This is a genomic window from Pseudomonas farris (assembly GCF_019145235.1).
GTDB lineage: Bacteria > Pseudomonadota > Gammaproteobacteria > Pseudomonadales > Pseudomonadaceae > Aquipseudomonas > Aquipseudomonas farris.
In genome coordinates this window covers 44,708-61,064 of sequence record NZ_JAHSTV010000002.1, presented here as the reverse complement: position 1 = coordinate 61,064, position 16,357 = coordinate 44,708, and the positions used below count along the sequence as shown (strand labels likewise).

At 60.2% G+C, this 16,357-nt stretch carries 13 protein-coding genes; all 13 read right to left on the bottom strand.

Translation table 11 applies throughout. The features are described 5' to 3' along the window. Positions 1-13 precede the first annotated feature (13 nt). Positions 14-3,214 carry a glycogen debranching N-terminal domain-containing protein gene (locus tag KVG95_RS03515; RefSeq protein WP_217854524.1) on the bottom strand — a complete coding sequence of 1,067 codons (3,201 nt, stop codon included), beginning with the start codon at positions 3,212-3,214 and terminating at the stop codon, positions 14-16. 130 nt (positions 3,215-3,344) lie between these two features. Then, positions 3,345-4,292, bottom strand: a complete 948-nt coding sequence (locus KVG95_RS03510) for an NAD-dependent epimerase/dehydratase family protein (protein WP_052963034.1) — start codon at positions 4,290-4,292, stop codon at positions 3,345-3,347. 7 nt (positions 4,293-4,299) lie between these two features. After that, positions 4,300-5,415 carry an HlyD family secretion protein gene (locus KVG95_RS03505; protein ID WP_217854523.1) on the bottom strand — a complete coding sequence of 372 codons (1,116 nt, stop codon included), beginning with the start codon at positions 5,413-5,415 and terminating at the stop codon, positions 4,300-4,302. Between the two features lie 6 nt (positions 5,416-5,421). Then, positions 5,422-6,384, bottom strand: a complete 963-nt coding sequence (locus KVG95_RS03500; RefSeq protein WP_217854522.1) for a hypothetical protein — start codon at positions 6,382-6,384, stop codon at positions 5,422-5,424. A 1-nt stretch (position 6,385) separates the two neighbouring features. After that, positions 6,386-7,714 (bottom strand): glycosyltransferase family 2 protein, encoded by a 1,329-nt coding sequence (locus KVG95_RS03495; RefSeq protein WP_217854521.1) that lies wholly within the window; start codon positions 7,712-7,714, stop codon positions 6,386-6,388. A gap of 3 nt (positions 7,715-7,717) precedes the next feature. After that, complete coding sequence (locus KVG95_RS03490; protein ID WP_454248714.1) at positions 7,718-8,974, bottom strand: TackOD1 domain-containing metal-binding protein; 1,257 nt, start codon at positions 8,972-8,974, stop codon at positions 7,718-7,720. A gap of 601 nt (positions 8,975-9,575) precedes the next feature. Then, positions 9,576-10,241: a DUF2238 domain-containing protein gene (locus KVG95_RS03485; protein ID WP_217854519.1), complete on the bottom strand. Its 666-nt coding sequence runs from the start codon at positions 10,239-10,241 to the stop codon at positions 9,576-9,578. 91 nt (positions 10,242-10,332) lie between these two features. Further along, positions 10,333-10,965 carry a Vgb family protein gene (locus tag KVG95_RS03480; RefSeq protein ID WP_217854518.1) on the bottom strand — a complete coding sequence of 211 codons (633 nt, stop codon included), beginning with the start codon at positions 10,963-10,965 and terminating at the stop codon, positions 10,333-10,335. A gap of 37 nt (positions 10,966-11,002) precedes the next feature. After that, positions 11,003-12,223: a helix-turn-helix domain-containing protein gene (locus KVG95_RS03475; protein WP_217854517.1), complete on the bottom strand. Its 1,221-nt coding sequence runs from the start codon at positions 12,221-12,223 to the stop codon at positions 11,003-11,005. Positions 12,224-12,319: 96 nt separating this feature from the next. Next, a complete protein-coding gene (locus KVG95_RS03470; protein ID WP_217854516.1) occupies positions 12,320-13,126 on the bottom strand; it encodes an energy transducer TonB in 807 nt (268 codons plus the stop codon). Continuing rightward, positions 13,123-13,569: a protein TolR gene (gene tolR / locus KVG95_RS03465; RefSeq protein ID WP_052963043.1), complete on the bottom strand. Its 447-nt coding sequence runs from the start codon at positions 13,567-13,569 to the stop codon at positions 13,123-13,125. The genes KVG95_RS03470 and tolR overlap by 4 nt, the downstream gene beginning before the upstream one ends. Positions 13,570-13,582: 13 nt before the next feature. Further along, a complete protein-coding gene (tolQ, locus tag KVG95_RS03460) occupies positions 13,583-14,293 on the bottom strand; it encodes a protein TolQ (protein WP_217854515.1) in 711 nt (236 codons plus the stop codon). Positions 14,294-14,389: 96 nt separating this feature from the next. Next, a complete protein-coding gene (locus KVG95_RS03455; protein WP_217854514.1) occupies positions 14,390-16,303 on the bottom strand; it encodes a phytase in 1,914 nt (637 codons plus the stop codon). Between the last annotated feature and the right edge of the window lie 54 nt (positions 16,304-16,357).

Below are 16,357 nucleotides of genomic sequence, written 5' to 3'. Positions count from 1 at the left end.
CGCGCCCCTCTTGCTAACTGGTACTCAAAATCCGCACCGGGCCCTGGCGATTGAGAACCTCGATCATGACGTTTTCCCCCGAACGCCGGAGCATCAAGTCCACACATTCAGCACCCACTGCCAAACGCCGCAAGGCGATGGTGTCCAGAAATGCCGGGAGCACCGGTTCGTCGAACAGGATGTTGAGTTTCCTCGGCCTGAAGCTCAGCCCCAGGCACGACTGAATCATCGACAACGGTGCAGCAGCGGCCCAGGCCTGGGGCATGCAGGCGACTGGATAGAACGTCGGCCCTTGGGTGCGTTGCCGGGCAAAGCCGCAAAACAGTTCGGGCAAGCGCCGCAGATCGATGTAGGTCGACGCGGCGAACAGGCCTTCGAAAATCCGCGCCGCGTCCCGACGGTAACCGTAGCGGGCGAAACCAGCGGCGATCAGCGCATTGTCGTGGGGCCAGACGGAGCCGTTGTGATAACTCATCGGGTTATAGCGAGCCTGGGAAGACGCCACGGTGCGCACGCCCCAGCCGGAAAAGGATGAGCGGTCCATCAGCGCGCTGACGACCGATGCCGCGCGCTCCGGGTAAGCGATGCCGGCGAACAGGGCATGACCGGCATTGGAGGTACGGATTCGACAGGGTTTCTTGTTGCCGTCCAAGGCCAATACATAAGTGCCCAGTTCTTCGTCGAAGAAACGGGAATCGAATTCTTCACGCAAGCGTTGAGCCTTGTATTTCAGGCGCTGAGCCCGCTCCGGATCACCCAGCCGACGAGCGATTTTGGCGGCCCCCGTCCAGGCGCCATACACATAGGCCTGAACTTCGACAATCGCAATCGGGCCCACGGCCAATTGCCCATCGGCATGGAAAACCGAATCGTGGCTGTCTTTCCAGCCCTGGTTAATCAGCCCCTCGGCGGACTGCCGGCCATACTCGACAAAACCATCGCCATCGCGGTCGCCGTACTCCTCGATCCAGGTCAGCGCCGCCTCAATATTCGGCCAGAGCTGACGCACTGTGCCCAAATCATTGGTGCGCTCCAGGTACGCGGCGGCCAACATGACGAACAGCGGTGTGGAATCGATGCTGCCGTAGTAGCGTCGGAACGGCACCTCGCCCAATTCGGCCATTTCTCCCAGTCTTATTTCGTGCAGGATTTTACCGGGCTCGGAATCGGCGTGGGCGTCAACGATGGTTGCCTGGTTGGCGGCCAGATGCCCGAGCACGCCTTTGGCGATACCGGGATCGAACCACAGCATCTCCCATGCAGTGATCAGCGCATCTCGTCCGAAAACGGTGCTGAACCATGGAATGCCAGCGTAGGGATATAGCCCCTCGCGGGTTTTGGTCATGAGCATGTAGAGGTCGGAAACGCTGCGGCTGACCGCCTCGTTGAACACATCGTGGGAGCTCACCACAGAGGCCGCCCGCGAAGAGAACGTGCGTAACTCGCGTCGGGAATCGCGCAATGAAATGAAGAACCCGTGGCGCACCGTAAACGGTGGGTTCTGCACACCGCAGTTGATGTCCATGAACAACGACTGGCTTTCCCCAGGCGCCAGCTGAACCTCGAACAACGCCGAATCGCAGGTCAGGCTGGCCGGCACCGGGGCAAAACGCAGGCGGGTCATGCGCCGTTTGTGGTCCAGACCGGTGTAGGAAAGCACCACCTCTTCATCGGTGATCTCTGCCCGGTGCCCTTCGCCGCGTTGCGGACGCCGGGCGCCGCGAACTTCGAACAGGTCTTTGAAGTCGGCCGCGAACTGAATTCTCAATTGCAGATGCTGGGGCGAATCGTCGAAATTGCGCAGGGTCAGCCGTTCATAACAGGAGCCATTCCACAAGAATCGTGAGCGGCGCAGATGGATCAAATCGTGGTGCAGGATTTTTTCACCATGAGCGTCGAACAGATCCGGGTTGGTCAGGTCGCACGTGAGCATCGCGTTATCGTCACGCAGCGTCGAACTGAGCAACAGCGGCCGCGCGCCGTTAAGCGTCAGGTAGAGCCCGGAAAGGTGTCGGGTGTCGGTATGGAAAATCCCTTGCGGGCTGTCGTCCGCAAACAGCACGTCGCCATTGGGATCGAACACCGCGAAGGTGTCGTTGTTTTTCAGGTTGCGCAAGCGCAGCTCTTGCAGCGACGCGGTGGCTGGAATATCGAAGGGCGTGGAGGGATGGCCATAGGTGTTGCCCGCCGTCAGATGGCGATATAACTCCAGATAGTGATTGGTCATGCGCTCGACCGTGAACCGTTCGTCGAACCTGGCCCGCACCCTGCGCCGATCCAGCTCTGCCAACCGCTGCACCGCCGCTACCGCCCCTGCGACGCCATCGACGATGTAACCGGACACGCCCTCGTCGATCACTTCCGGCACCGAGCCCTGACCAAACGCAATCACCGGCGTGCCGCAAGCCATGGCTTCGATCATGACCAGACCGAACGGCTCGGGCCAGTCGATGGGAAAGATCAAGGCGCGAGCATTGCCCAGCAAGTCTGCCTTTTGCGATTCATCGATCTCGCCGAGAAATTCGACATTCGGATGGGCGGCGATCATCGGTGCGATGACTTCTTCCCAATACACCTGATCAGCCCTGTCGACCTTAGCCGCGATCTTCAATGATAGCCCCGCCTTCAAGGCAATTTCGATGGCGCGGTCCGGGCGTTTTTCGGGAGAGATACGCCCCAGAAACACCAGATAGTCGCCGCTCGGTTCAGGGTTGAAGGCCAGCAGATCACTCGGAATGCCGTGATAGACATTGCCCACCCAATTGACGTCACCCTTCACCGGGGTGCGTTGCGCCTTGGACACCGAGACCAGCGGCACTTCGGGAAAGTGAGGGTAAAAGGATTGGTAGTCCGCAATGTCCAGACGCCCGTGAAGCGTGGTCACGCTGCGCCCGGCCAAGTGTCGAATCAAAGGAAAATGGAAAATATCGACATGAAAATGCATCACGTCGAATTGATCCGCCTGTCGCAGGACTTGATCGAGCATCAGAATGTGATGAGGCGCCCCGTCCTTGATGCGTGGATCGAACCGCAGGGCCTGGGGCGCACCTGGTTCCAGGCGTGCCGAGGTTTGCGAATCGCCGCTGGCGAAGAGCGTGACATCGTGTCCCTGTCGTACCAACTCTTCGGTCAGGTAAGACACAATCCGCTCAGTGCCACCGTACAAACGGGGCGGACAACGTTCGGTGAGCGGCGCAATCTGAGCGATCCTCATGGAGAGGCCCTCCGTCATGGGGTCGAAGGATAATGGCCTCCTGCATCTCGGCGTCTGAGGTCCGGCGGCCTTATCCTCGATTGACGGTGCGCCTGCGACAACAGTTCCATCCGGTTATACGCCCCGGAGCTCACCGGTCACCGCCCTCCAGACTTCGGAGCAACTGGCCCAAACCATCGGCAAAACAAGTCGGCTCGGTGAACCGAAAACGTTCAAGCAAACGCTGGTTATCGGCCCGGGAATGGCGGATGTCACCGGAGCGCGGTGCAGCGTAGTTCAACGCCAGAGGCCGACCCAGCAGCGTGCTCAACGTGGCCGCGAGCTCGTTGATGCTGGTGGAGCGGTTGAAACCGACATTGACCGGTTCGCCGCTCGGCTCCGACTCTTTCACCGCCTGTACCAGTACCTTTACAAGGTCCTCCACATAAACGAAATCCCGGGTCTGTTCACCGTCCCCGTACACCGTGACGGGCAGGTGTTTCTGGGCTCTTTCACTGAAGATACTGATGACCCCGGAGTAAGGCGATGACGGGTCCTGGCGCGGTCCGTAAATGTTGAAGAAGCGCAGGATCACTGGTTCCAGACCATGTTGGCGGCGGTAAAAATCAAAGAAATGCTCACTGGCCAGTTTGTCCGCGGCATAGGGCGTCAACGGAGCCTTGGGCGTGTCTTCGGTGATGGCCGTGCCCTCGCCGTTATTGCCATAGATGGCGGCGCTGGAGGCGAACACCACCCTTCTCAGGCCGGCCTGGCGCATGGCTTCGCAGATATTCAGCGTCCCGATGAAGTTGCTTTGGTGAGTGGCGACCGGGTCTTCGACCGACGCCTGAACCGAGGCGACCGCGGCCAGATGCACCACCGCGCTGCAATCTTTCAGGGCGCGCTCCACTGTCGGCGCATCCGCGACATCCCCGACTATCAGGCTCAAATGCGCACGGTCCACTGGCAGATTCGCCAGTTTGCCGGTTGAAAGATCATCCAGCACCCGAACGCCATAGCCGTTTTCAAGCAAGGCTTCGACCAGGTGCGAACCAATGAAGCCCGCGCCACCCGTCACAAGAATTCGATCAGCAGACATGGCAAATTCACTCTGGAGTAGTGGTTGTAGGTCGATCCATCGCGACGAACTCCTCGACTCTTTCCATGAGTTCCCGACCGGCGCTGAACATCTCTTGCCAGTCCGTGGGGAAGCGAACATTCAAGGGCAGTTGATCGATTCGCCAACGCGACGGCAGCGGGTCATCGAACCGGGCTGCGACCTGCAAACCCATTTCACTGGCGGCAAACGGGCCGCGCAGCACCGTCGGCGTGCGCCCGGCGCTGTCTACCGCCTGAACCACATGCGCCGCCAGCCACTGGCCATCCGGCATGCGCACGCGCAACGGCTGACCGATCGCGGCGTAACTGATATTGAGCGGTTCCAGATAAATCCATAGCAGCGGGTCCTCCAGCCGCTCCAGGCGCATCAACAGCGTGCCGGCGCCGACGTTCTCGCCCGGAGTCACCAGCACTTCCGCGATCCGGCCGCTCTGTCCGGCCTTGATCGACAATGCGGCGAGACGCGTCTTCAACCACTGCTGCTCGGCGTTCTGCTGAATGATCTCGCGCTCAACGCTTTGGGTGGGCTGACGCGCCAGTTGCTCGCGGCGTTCAAACGCCAACAAGTCCGCTCGAAACCCGTCGAGCTCCGACTGCGCTGCCAGCACCTCGCCGCGAGCCGCCGCGCCTCGGTCAGCCAGGTACTCCAATTCCTTGATCTTTTGTTCCGCCCTGCCGATTCGGGTCTTGAGCAATTGACGCTCGCGGCCGCCCAATTGGGCAGTGCCTGTGCCTGTGCCCGTTGCCTTGGTTGGCATGGCAGCCAGTTGCGCCAGCCGGGCCCGCCATTCCGGGTTGTCCAGAGTGACCAGCATTTGATCGGCCTGGACTTGCTCACCCGCCTTTGCAAACAGCTGATCGACCCGGCCGGCATCGCGCGCGCGCACCTCGTAAATCGGCAGACGCAATTGCGCCGGTGCGTCGATCATCAGCATGCTGTATGCCAGCTTGCCACCGAGCCAGATCAAGGGGCTGGCGACCAGCAACAGAATCAAATACCAGCGCGCGCGAAAGGCCATGCGCTTGCTCGGTGCGTACAGCACGCTCAAGCCCTGTTCCTGGGTGGGGTTCAATTCTTTGCGACTATCGAAACGAATTTTCATGACGGCTCACCGTTTGGGGAAGTCTCGCCAGGCCTGCCAGTCGATACCGGCAACCCCCCGCGGTTGCAATTGTTCGCGCCAGGCGCTGGCCTGGTGTTTCAACTGGTCAGTCGATGCACCCGCCCAGCTTTCCGTGGCTGGCAATTCGGGTTCTGTGCTTTGTGCCAAACGAAATTGCAGAGCCGGCCAGCGCTGGGCGATCTGCTCCGTCATGCGTGCGCTGTTTTTCGGGTTGCGGGTGTAGATCATCAGGCTGACCTGACGCACACCAGCGTCGGGAAGCGCACACGGCACACAGGTTTGCCCGGGTTTCGGTTCAGCGAACCAGCGATGATGGCTGGATATTTCCACCGGCCATGGGCTCTCGCTGGACGCCATGCGCAAGGTATCGAGCCAGTTTTTCAGGCGCTGATCGGGGACGGGCATGCCCAGTTGTTCGACCTCGAGGTCCAGATGCAGGCTGCTGAATGCAAGCCCCTTCAACTTCTTCAATAAATCGCTGAGCTGGTGACGGTCCGTCGGCTCGATCCAGCTCGAATCGCCGAGCAACAGACTCACTTGCAGATCTTCTCGGGCCGCGTCCTGAAGCAATTGCTCCAGCCGTCGGCGAGTCGTGACCAAGTCATTGACCTGTGCAGCCTTGAGGCCGAGGTAGATCTTGTCCATCCCGGCCTTGCGCAGCGCCTGAAGCTCCGCCTCGCGCCGATCGGGATCGAGCAACGCTTCGCTGTCCCAGACATAACTGGCCTGGGACCATTTGCCCGAACTCGTCCCCGCCTCTGCCCCTGCTTTCGGCGCTGCCGCTGATGTGGACGCCAGCAAGAAACGCGGTTGCCGCAGGTCGGCCTCGCCGGTGCGAAACATGGGGTCCGATTGCTGCTTGTCGATCAAATCCTGAAGGGGCAGCGGTTGTGCAACGAGCGCCGCGGGGGGCAGCGACAGTGTCAAGGCTAGAAGTACGGATCGCATATCAAAACCTCGTGGCTCGTTTAAGAACCCACCACGGCGCCATAGAGGTTTCTTCATGGCCTCGACGAAACATCTCGTTGAGCATGGCCACTGCGCTCCAGCACCGAATGAGTAGCATGAACAGAGGGAAGACAGGCACCAACAACCCCAGGGTCACGTCCTGTCGAGGTCGATCGGACACCATCGACAACATGGCGCCAAACAGCAGCATGGTGATTAACAGGTACAGCAGGTAGATCAGCGCAAACAGAAACAACAGCGTCTTGCCCGGCAGAATGAACAGCGCCAGCAAGGTGTAGATGAAGATGATGAACGGCAGCACCAACTGGAAAAAGAAGCCACTGAGCAGGATCATCAGGAAGGTTGGCCAGCCCAGTAAATCCGGGTTGATGTTGTGGTTGTGCTTTCTGACGTACAGAAAAAACAGGTCGCCGTCCCAGCGCAAACGCTGCATCAGAAACTGCCTGAGCGTCGCGGGTGCATCGGTATGCCCGATGGCTTCCGGCTCGAAGGGAATCCTCAAGTCATGTCGCTTGAAGTAACTTTTGATGCGCAGCGTCAGGTCCAGATCTTCCGCGGTATGGGTGTTCCAGCCACCGATTTTCACCAGGAAACTGCGGCGAAAAGCGCCGAAGGCACCCGAGACGTTATTCACCAGGTTCCATTCGGCCAGGCCGATTTTCGACATGTGAATCGACAACACGTATTCAAGCGCCTGCATCGCCGTGACCCAGGAACCCCAGACATTGCGCACCCGCAGGCTGCCAGCGACTGCAGGCACCGAGGGGTCTTCGAAATTGCGCACGATGGCACTGACCATGTTGTTGTCGAAGGACGTATCACCGTCGAGCGCCATGACGATGTCGCCGCTGGCATGGGACAAACCGGCGTTCAATGACGACACCCGTCCGCCCCTCTGCCATTTGGCGATCGGGCGCAAATGGCGCCGGGGGTACAACAGCGGGTCCACGTAAAAACTGCGAACGGCGCTGAGCGTCGGTTGATTGATCGTGGCGCCGTCCACCACCGGAATCATCTCGATGTGGCCGGGGTAGGTCTGCTCGCACAGGCTTAACAGCGTGGTCTGGACATCCATCCCTTCGCTGTAGCAGGTGATGATGCAAGAGACCTTGGGCCGATAGAGGCTGGTCTTCGGCACGCTGCTGCGCCGACGGGTAAACCAGCGCAATACGCCGAGCAGCACCATGATCGTCAGCGGCAACTCAAACACCAGAAACAACGGAAAGAGCATGTAGAACAACCGGCTCAAACCGTCCGTCCCCATGATTGCGCTAAGCATGCTGTAGAGTTGCTCCATCAACGGGCTCATGGCTTAAATCAACTCACTGGCAAGACGGGCCAGCAACAGCTCACCGTCTTCTTTCTCGAGCAAATCTCCGGGGGCCGTGAAACTGACGACGCGCAGGGAAATGTCACTGACCTCCGGCGCGGAAAACAATTCGGCGACCCGGCTCAAGCGCTGGGTGACGAACTCCAGCCCTTTGCCATCCGTGTGCGGCAGCATGATCCAGAAGAACTCTTCGGTGCTTCGCGAGCAGCGATCGGTTTCCCTGACGGATTCTTTCAGCCGATCCGTCAGGCTATCGATAAAGGCATGCCCGCGGTGCTCGCCAAGACGCGCCAGCGTACCGGCCAGATTGACGAAGCGCAGGCCGATCAACGAGAACGCCGGCTGCTGGTAACGACGCACCACTTGGAGCTGCCAGGTCAAAAGCTCGTAGAAATCCTTGCCGCCCAACAAATTGAGGCGACCGAAATGGTTGATCGATCGATCGTTGAAATCCTGGCGACAACGGAAGCGCCCCGCTTCCGTCAGATGAAAGTCTCGAACTTCACGTATGCGCAACTTGTCGGGCGCGTGTGACAAGCCGCAATCCAGGCAGCGCGCCTGCACATCGGCGTCGACAAAAAACGCCTGGCATGAGCGGCAACGGTAGTTTTCCAAAGGGCGATCGTAGTCACTGCCAATGTGCCGCAAACGGTTCAGGCAGTTGGGGCAGAGCAACAGGCCATCCTTGAGAAACGACTCCTGATGACCCACGTGACCACAGGTGAAACAGTGCAATGAAGGTTGCCGTGAAATGTCCATCGCCTGGCATTCGGCGCACACATCAATGTAATTGAGGCGCCCCGAACCACAGTCCGAACACAGACGTACCCGATCGACCAGCACGCCCTCTTCCAGCCAGTCGTGCTGCACCATCAGACTGAGCCAGACAAACGGGTTGACCTGCTCGGCATCTGCCAGTGCTTCGAGCAGCGGATAGCGATAATGTTGGGGGACTTCGGGGTCGCGCAGAGCAAACACATGGGCGTCGGCGCGTAACCACAGCCACGACAGCACCCGACCTTCAAACCGTTCGGGCGCAGACCCCTGCCGGAACAGGTTGAAGCGCCCTCGCCAAATATCCCACAGTGTTTTTATTTCGCTTGTTTCGGCCGGGCATGGGCCATCGCCCAGCGCTTCACACCAGCCATCCTGATCCCGACAGCAGTAAACGAGCTGATAGCGATAGGCCGTAGTTGAGCGCAATTTGCGCAGAACTCGCCCGGCATAAGCCGCGGGCATATCAAGCAACAGAACATCAAATACAGGCGCAGCCAATAAGCTGCTTAGATCCGAAAAGTGTTCGAGTTCAGGAATGTTAGAACTGGCAACTCTATTACCAAGAACCGCAATACGAGGATTTGGAGTCGACATAATGCACTCCCCCTAAGAAGCGAGCCAAGTGTGATCCAACACAAGACTACCAACACTAGCACCCCGCCAGAAAAATGCCCGACTAATTATAAAGTTATTTTTTGACACTACCACTGCCAAAATATTGCCACCAAACAGGATAACTCGCCATTATCAATGGCATAAAACACCAAGCAAATAACCAAAATAATATCATTTAATTTCAATACATTACGACTATAAAAAGCCAAACAAAAAGGCCATTTGTATGAATATACAGCGAAATTCAACCGTGCCTTAATGCGTCTTGTTATCAGATAAAAACACCTGCCAAATTGCAGGCGCATTGCAATAATATTGATACTATCCAGAATCAAATAAGTTCAACGTAACTCGTCGGAAAACAACTACTGCGCGGACACCCCAAGTGTTACATCAACTTTACATTAGCGGCTTATCGACATCATTCAATTAGAACACTCTATAAATTTTATGAATTTTTTTCGAGGGCATTTAATTGAGTGTTTTGATGAAACAACCGTCGCCGGAACCAGACAACCAATAACGTGAAGAACGCACCTGCCACTGCCAGTGCCATGTCGGCCTGAGAGTCCCATGGGTCATTTTGTGCAGCGACAAATGCCTTCGCCGTGTCTTTTCCCAGGAACTGCCCACCTATCCATTCCACGATTTCATAGACAGCTGAGGTCGACAGAATGATATTCAGCGCGATAAACCCGACCCAGCCCCCCCGTAGCGGCGTGATTCGCACAAGCACTTCCCGAATCGGATACACCATCAAGAGTCCATACGTCAGATGGACCAGTCGATCGTAATGATTGCGTTCCAACCCAAGGGTTTTGTTCAGACTGACCCCGGTCAAGGCTGAGCACCAGCGGTCGTAGGGCACCAGCGCATAGGTGTAGTGCGAGCCCAGTTCATGGATACAGAGAAATACGAATACCAGAGTGATGGAAACGGCAGACAGACGGAACCGTCGGGAGACGCCCACCAGGACCATCACCAGCAGCAGGGCCAGCAGATTTTCCAGGACCCAATCCACTCGACTATGGGGTGAAATCCCCAGCGCTGCGACGATGAGAAGAAATGCAATCAACAGCGCCAGGTCGTATCGCGGATGTTCAATAGGTTGCATGGCTTGAGCCCCTCAAAAGGTCTCGCTCGGCCACTGTAGATTAGTTCCATTCGCGCACCGCGGTACGACCCGAGACTTGCGCCGCAAAGGCTTATTCAGGACGGCGCACTGCCCTTACCTTCCCGCTGTTGCCGCCGCCACAGAAAAACCGGTCGTGACCATCGAACTCAAGTCCCGACACGCCGACGCCAGCCGGCATCTGGACGCTCTCCAGCACCTCGCCCGTTGCCGGATCGACTCGCCGCAACTCGCTCTCGTCCCCCTCCCACGTTCCGTGCCACAGATCGCCCTCGACCCAGGTCACACCGGTGACGAAGCGGTTGGATTCGAGCGTGCGCAGCACTGCCCCGGTCTGGGGATCGACCTGATGAATCTTGCGCTCGCGATACTCACCCACCCAAAGCGTCCCTTCGGCCCAGGCGAGCCCCGAGTCCCCACCGCCGCCGGGCGCGGGGATGGTGGAGAGCACACGGCCGGTCTGTGGGTCGATTTTCTGGATGCGATCCTCGGCGATCTGAAACAGGTGCTGACCGTCGAAGGCTGTCCCGGCATGGGCGGCGACATCGATCGAGCGCAGCGTCTTGCCGCTCGCAGGATCGAGGGCGTTGAGTTTGTCGCCGGAGGCAAACCAGACCTGCTGGCCGTCATGGGTGACGCCATGCACGCTGTCGACGCCTGGAAAAGGCCCGTATTCGCGGATGATTTCGGCTGCTGAATGTTTCATGTTTTGCTCCTCTTTCACTGGGCTGGTGAAGTCGATGCTAGTCACTCGGCAGCAACCCTGTGAGTAACAATACCGTCGCGAATCCTGGAACCGGCGGGGTCATCCAGCGCCGGGCGCGGCCATGACCGAATGACTGCACCTTGCCGACAGCCGCCAGCGTGTCGAGGGCTCGTTGCACGGTGCGCTGACTGGCGCCAAGCGCCAACGCCAGGGCCGAACTCGACCACGATTCGCCGTCGGCGAGGAAGGCGAGCAGCGTCGCATGCTGCTCTTCGACAGGTCGCGCCAGCACCACGACGTCACGCGCATCGTGCGGCACCAGCGCAAACCCTCGCGGGGTCGCGACGACATCGGCGATCAGGTGCAACGCCGCGCGCAACCGCCCGAGTTCGACGCGTAACCGCGCGCGATGGGAGTCATCCGCGAACTTCATCCGAAAGGCTCGCGCAATCAGCGTCTCCCTCGGCACGTCAGCGGGCCACGCTTCGCCCAACGCCCGGGCGAGCGCGAATAGCACCGGCCGCCGGGCGAGTGAAACCGCCGAGCCTGCGTCGCGCACGACATACCGGCAGGCGTCGACGACCAGTGTGGGGGATGTCAATAACGTTTCAATTTCATCGAGCAGCAGCGGCCGTTCCTGGCCACCGACAATCAGTCGCGCCGCCGGTGTATCGAGGATGCGGGCGGCGCTTTCGACCTCTGCCGTCAACGCGGGAATAGCGGCGTGTTGTGCAGCAAGCTCGGCTCGTTCAAGTGCAGCGCGCGCCGCTTTTGTTTGCAGGCGGCGCATCGCGATGCCCGCCACGACCAGTTCGTAGGCTGCCCTCGATGCGGGCGGTAACGGCGTCGGATCAAGCTCGGCGAGCCGGTGTTCGGCCTCGTCGAGGTGCCCGATCAGCAGCAAGCGGCGGATCTCGAGGTACCGCGCATGGGCGGCGTTGACCCAGTCGCCATGCGCCTGAAGCGTTGCCCGCGCGGCGTCGAGTGCCTTAGTTGGCCAGTTCAGATCCCGCGAGGCGAGCGCGATTTCGGCCTCGGCGACGACACATCGCGCCCGGGCCAACGCCTCTTTCGGCCCGAAAGCACGTGCGGCGCTGCGCACCAGCGCCTTCGCGCGCACAAGGTCGCCCAACTGCGCCATCGCGATGCCGCGAAGCGCGAGCGCAGGCGCATCGTCGCGCAAGGCGATGCGGTTCAGCGCGCCGAGGGGATCACCCGCCGCAAGCGCACGGGCCGCCGCCGTGATCAGCGAATCCATCTGAAGCGCGCCACCTGTCACCCCCACCGTCCGATGCCCGCTGATCAGTCTATCTCACGACCGCATAGCCGCACGCCTATCCACTAGGGGTGCCGCTCACTTGATCCGGTAGTGAAAGGTATTGCGCACGGCCGGCACTGCCACCGCGTGGCCGTCGACGATTCTCGGCTGGTAACGAAAGGTGTTGGCGGCGGCCAGCGACGGACGCATGAACAACGGATGGCAGCCGTCCAGCACCTTGGGGTTTTCGATTTTTCCTTGGGGATTGACGGTGTATTCCACGGTGCAATCGCCTTCGATGTTTTTATCCAGCGCCCGTTGCGGATAGTCCGGCGCGTCCTTGCTGAGGGGCAGGTATTGGCGGCTGTCGGCAGCTACTTGGGTGGCCTGCTGACGCGCGCGTTCGGCGGCCAGGCGCGATTGTTCGGCGCGTTGTGCCTGCTCTTGGGCCTGCTCTTGGGCCTGGCGTTGCTGCTCGAGGTCATGAGTGCGTTTTTCTGTCTCCTGACGCTGGCGTTGTTGCTCGGCCTGAAGTTCGCGTTTTTTGTCTTCGACGCGTTTGCGCGCAAGAACGGCCTGTTCAAGTTTTTGCGCCTGGATCTGCGGATCGATCGCAGGTTTGACGGGCTGGATGAGCGCCTCGGCCACTGGCTCCGGTAGCGGCGTCGGCGCCGCTACCGGTTCAGTCGCCTTCGGCGCCGGTGGCAGCATCACCAGTTGCGTTCTCAACACCGCCGGCTGTTCGAGCGGTGGTTTCTCCAGGGTCCAGCCGTGCACCAACAACGCCAGCACAATGGCATGCAGCCCTACCGCCAGGCTCGCCGCCAGACTGTTTTTCCAGAACCCGTTGCGGGCAGCATCCCGCAATGTCATGGATGGACTGGGCATGATCATCGCCGTCATTGCGGGGCCTCGGTCACCAGCCCGAGGTTGCTCACACCGCCCTGCTGCAACGCCGCCATGGCTGCGACCACACTGCCGTAACCGGCGTCCTTGTCGGCGCGAATGTAAACCTGAGTGTCACGGCGTTCGGCAACAATCTGCGCGACCTTGGCGCGCATCTCGTCGAGCGCCACCGCACTGTCAGTCTGGTGCTGCGTATCCAGTTCACCGCCGAGGTTCCAGTAATAACCACCCTCGGCCTTCACCGACAGGGTAAGGATTTGCTGGCGAGTATCGGTGGCCAACGCTTCACTGGCGACTTTGGGCAGTTCGATCTTCACGCCCTGGGTCAGCATCGGCGCGGTGACCATGAAAATCACCAGCAGCACCAGCATCACGTCGATGTACGGCACCACGTTCATTTCGGCCTTGGGCCCGTGCTTGCGTTGCGGTCTGACGAGCATCTGTATTCTCCTCTCAGGCTGCGACGGCCAGGTTCATCGGCGTGCCATGCAAGGTGCGATGCAAGCGCACCTGCAATTCATTGCCGAAGGCGTAGTAGCGAGTCAGCAGGGTCTGGCTGCGCGCCGAAAAGCGGTTGTAGGCGATCACTGCCGGGATGGCGGCAAACAGGCCGATGGCCGTGGCGATCAGCGCTTCGGCGATGCCCGGGGCCACGGTGGACAGCGTCGCCTGCTGCACCTGGGACAGGCCGAGGAAGGAATTCATGATCCCCCACACCGTGCCGAACAGGCCGATATAGGGGCTGACGGAACCGACCGTGGCGAGGAACTGCAAGCCCTTCTCCAGGCGGACTTCTTGCTCGCTGATGGCCACGTACAACGCCCGTTCAACACCTTCGAGCACCACGTCGGCCGCATTGCCCGAGTGCTGTTTGAGGTGGCTGAATTCCTGAAACCCGGCGTGGAAAATCGGCTCGACACCGGCTTCGCTGTCAGCGCTCTGTGCAGTTTCGCGGTACAGCGGCAACAGGTCCGCAGTGCTGCGAAAGCGCTGCATGAAGTTGTTCAGCTGCCGCTCGCGACGTTGCAGCACGCCGCTGCGCTGGATGATCAGGTACCAGCTGAGCACCGACGCCAACAACAGGATGAGCATGACGGCTTTGACCAGCAGGCTGGCATCACTGATCAGGCCCCAGATGGTCATGTGTTCCAGTGTCGCTTGCATGGTGAAACTCCTTGTCTGGCGCTCTCGGGCTGTCGATGCGCGACGGCCGTTGAGCTATTCGATGAAATAGTGATGACAGGTTGATGACTGGCCGGGTCAGGGCAATTTCAACGCTTTGGTGACCTCGGCCCAGGGCACGAATTTGAAGTTCTGGGTTTGCTCGGGCATGCGTTTGCGGCCGTCCTGCACCACCAGCATGCCGTGGCTCCAGGGACCGCCGAGGTTGGCCGAGGTGACTTCCAGGCCATCGGTTTCCGAAGCACCGTCGATCCCCGCCGCCGCGTTCAGCCCGACGCGGAATGCGCCGCGAGACGCGAACGGCGGTTCAGCATCGAGCACCACATAGCTGTCGTTGCCCTGGCTGGAGATCACTAAATAGTCCTGCGCCGCGCTTTGATAGAGCGCCAGCCCTTCCACATCCGCCTGCAACTGCGCACCGACTTTGATCACGCTGCTGAGCGTCGCCGGTTGATCGGCGCGGGCGTCCACCGCCCAGACGCCGACGTCCTCTTCACCGAGAAACAGGCGCTGGTGCTGGTCGTCGGCAACACAGCCTTCGGGCTGGCTGTTGACCTTGAACTGGCGCACCAGCTCGCCCTGTACGTTGCCGTTCGGCGCGCTCAAGCGGTATTGCAGGAAGGTGCCGTCCTTGCCGTTAGCGATCGCGTAGATTTCGCCGCTGGCCGGTTGAAACAGGCAGAGGCCGTAGATGTCCTTGAGCGGCGTGGGAATCTCACCGGCTTCGCGCAACTCACCGCTGGTGCGGTCGATGCTGAACAGGCTGAGGCTGTTGTAATCGCGATTGCTCGCCACCGCGAGGTCGACGGTCTGCTGACCGAGCTTGAAATTCGGCCGTATATCGACGTTGTTCAGCCGCCCCACCGGCAACTCCTGTAGCAGCTTGCCTTGCAGGTCGTACGCCATCAGCCCCTGCTTTTTATTGGTGCCCAGCACCCGACTCAGGGCTGCTTGCTGCGGATGAATCCAGATCGCCGGATCATCCGCGGCATCGCCCTGGCGCCCTACCGGGTCGCTTTGGCTGATTGCTTTTACGTTCGCCAGCGCCGGCGCCAAGGGCACCGGCGTGGCTTGCCAGTCGAGTTCGCCCTGATACAGACGGCCGTCATCATCGTCGCGCAGCAGTACTTCCAAGCCTTTGGCCGTCGGGCGCAGAGCGAGGTTTTCCGGCTCGTTCAAGCCTGGCAGCGCCAAGGTGGCCTGAGCCGTCCAGCGTTCGCCCTGCTGCTGATAGAGATGCAACTGCGCGGCTTTCGGATCGAGTGCGACGATGCCACCCGGCTCCAGCGCCATCGCACCCGCTGCCTGTTTGATCTCGCCGAACGGTTCGCGCATGGCCACCGGTGTGCGCGTTACATCGGCTTCGGCATGCGCCGGGTAGGCCCACCAACCGACGTTCTCCTCATTGACCACCAATTGATTGGCGCCATCGTCGACCTGACAGAACTGTGCCGATGGCGGTAGCGGCAGACCGCGCACCCGTTGCGGTTGTGGGTTCAAAGTGACGCCGTTGCCCACCAGCCATTGCTCACCCTTGCCCTCCTCGCCCACCAGAAACAGGAACAGATTGCTGGCTTCGTCGCGGTACAGGCACAGGCCGTTCACCGGGTAATCCCGCGTCGGCAGATACACCGGTTGCCCCCAACTGCGCTTGGCCGGATCGAGGCTGACCAGCAACGCTTGTTGTCGAGCGTTGTCGAGGCTGGCCACCAAGACATGTTGGCCGGCGGCGCGGCTGTCGAGGCTACTGAACGAACCTTTCAGGCGTGCCAGCTCTTTGCCTTGCGTGTCGAGCAGCAGCAAGCCGTCACGCTCGCTGGCGGCCAGGCGTTCGGTGCCGAAGTCGGCGGGCAAAAACGCCACCGCGTCGACTGCCAGATTCGGTGCCCAGGGTGAGAGGCTCAGGTTCGGCGCGGCCGCCATGGCCTGGCCGATGGTCAAGCTGATCAGGGTGGTCAGCAGACCGTGTTTGGGTAACCACGAAATACTCATGAACAGGCAAAGTCCTTGTCGTGCATCCATCACGGCGGCAACACCGGGCTGCCG

Bases quoted from the DNA above. Each gene is read 5' to 3' on its own strand.
- KVG95_RS03500 (WP_217854522.1), bottom strand. From the start codon at position 6,384: ATGCGATCCGTACTTCTAGCCTTGACACTGTCGCTGCCCCCCGCGGCG.
- KVG95_RS03515 (WP_217854524.1), bottom strand. From the start codon at position 3,214: ATGAGGATCGCTCAGATTGCGCCGCTCACCGAACGTTGTCCGCCCCGT.
- KVG95_RS03490 (WP_454248714.1), bottom strand. From the start codon at position 8,974: ATGCCCGCGGCTTATGCCGGGCGAGTTCTGCGCAAATTGCGCTCAACT.
- KVG95_RS03510 (WP_052963034.1), bottom strand. From the start codon at position 4,292: ATGTCTGCTGATCGAATTCTTGTGACGGGTGGCGCGGGCTTCATTGGT.
- KVG95_RS03480 (WP_217854518.1), bottom strand. From the start codon at position 10,965: ATGAAACATTCAGCAGCCGAAATCATCCGCGAATACGGGCCTTTTCCA.
- tolR (WP_052963043.1), bottom strand. From the start codon at position 13,569: ATGCTCGTCAGACCGCAACGCAAGCACGGGCCCAAGGCCGAAATGAAC.
- KVG95_RS03485 (WP_217854519.1), bottom strand. From the start codon at position 10,241: ATGCAACCTATTGAACATCCGCGATACGACCTGGCGCTGTTGATTGCA.
- KVG95_RS03475 (WP_217854517.1), bottom strand. From the start codon at position 12,223: ATGGATTCGCTGATCACGGCGGCGGCCCGTGCGCTTGCGGCGGGTGAT.
- KVG95_RS03470 (WP_217854516.1), bottom strand. From the start codon at position 13,126: ATGACGGCGATGATCATGCCCAGTCCATCCATGACATTGCGGGATGCT.
- KVG95_RS03505 (WP_217854523.1), bottom strand. From the start codon at position 5,415: ATGAAAATTCGTTTCGATAGTCGCAAAGAATTGAACCCCACCCAGGAA.
- tolQ (WP_217854515.1), bottom strand. From the start codon at position 14,293: ATGCAAGCGACACTGGAACACATGACCATCTGGGGCCTGATCAGTGAT.
- KVG95_RS03495 (WP_217854521.1), bottom strand. From the start codon at position 7,714: ATGAGCCCGTTGATGGAGCAACTCTACAGCATGCTTAGCGCAATCATG.
- KVG95_RS03455 (WP_217854514.1), bottom strand. From the start codon at position 16,303: ATGAGTATTTCGTGGTTACCCAAACACGGTCTGCTGACCACCCTGATC.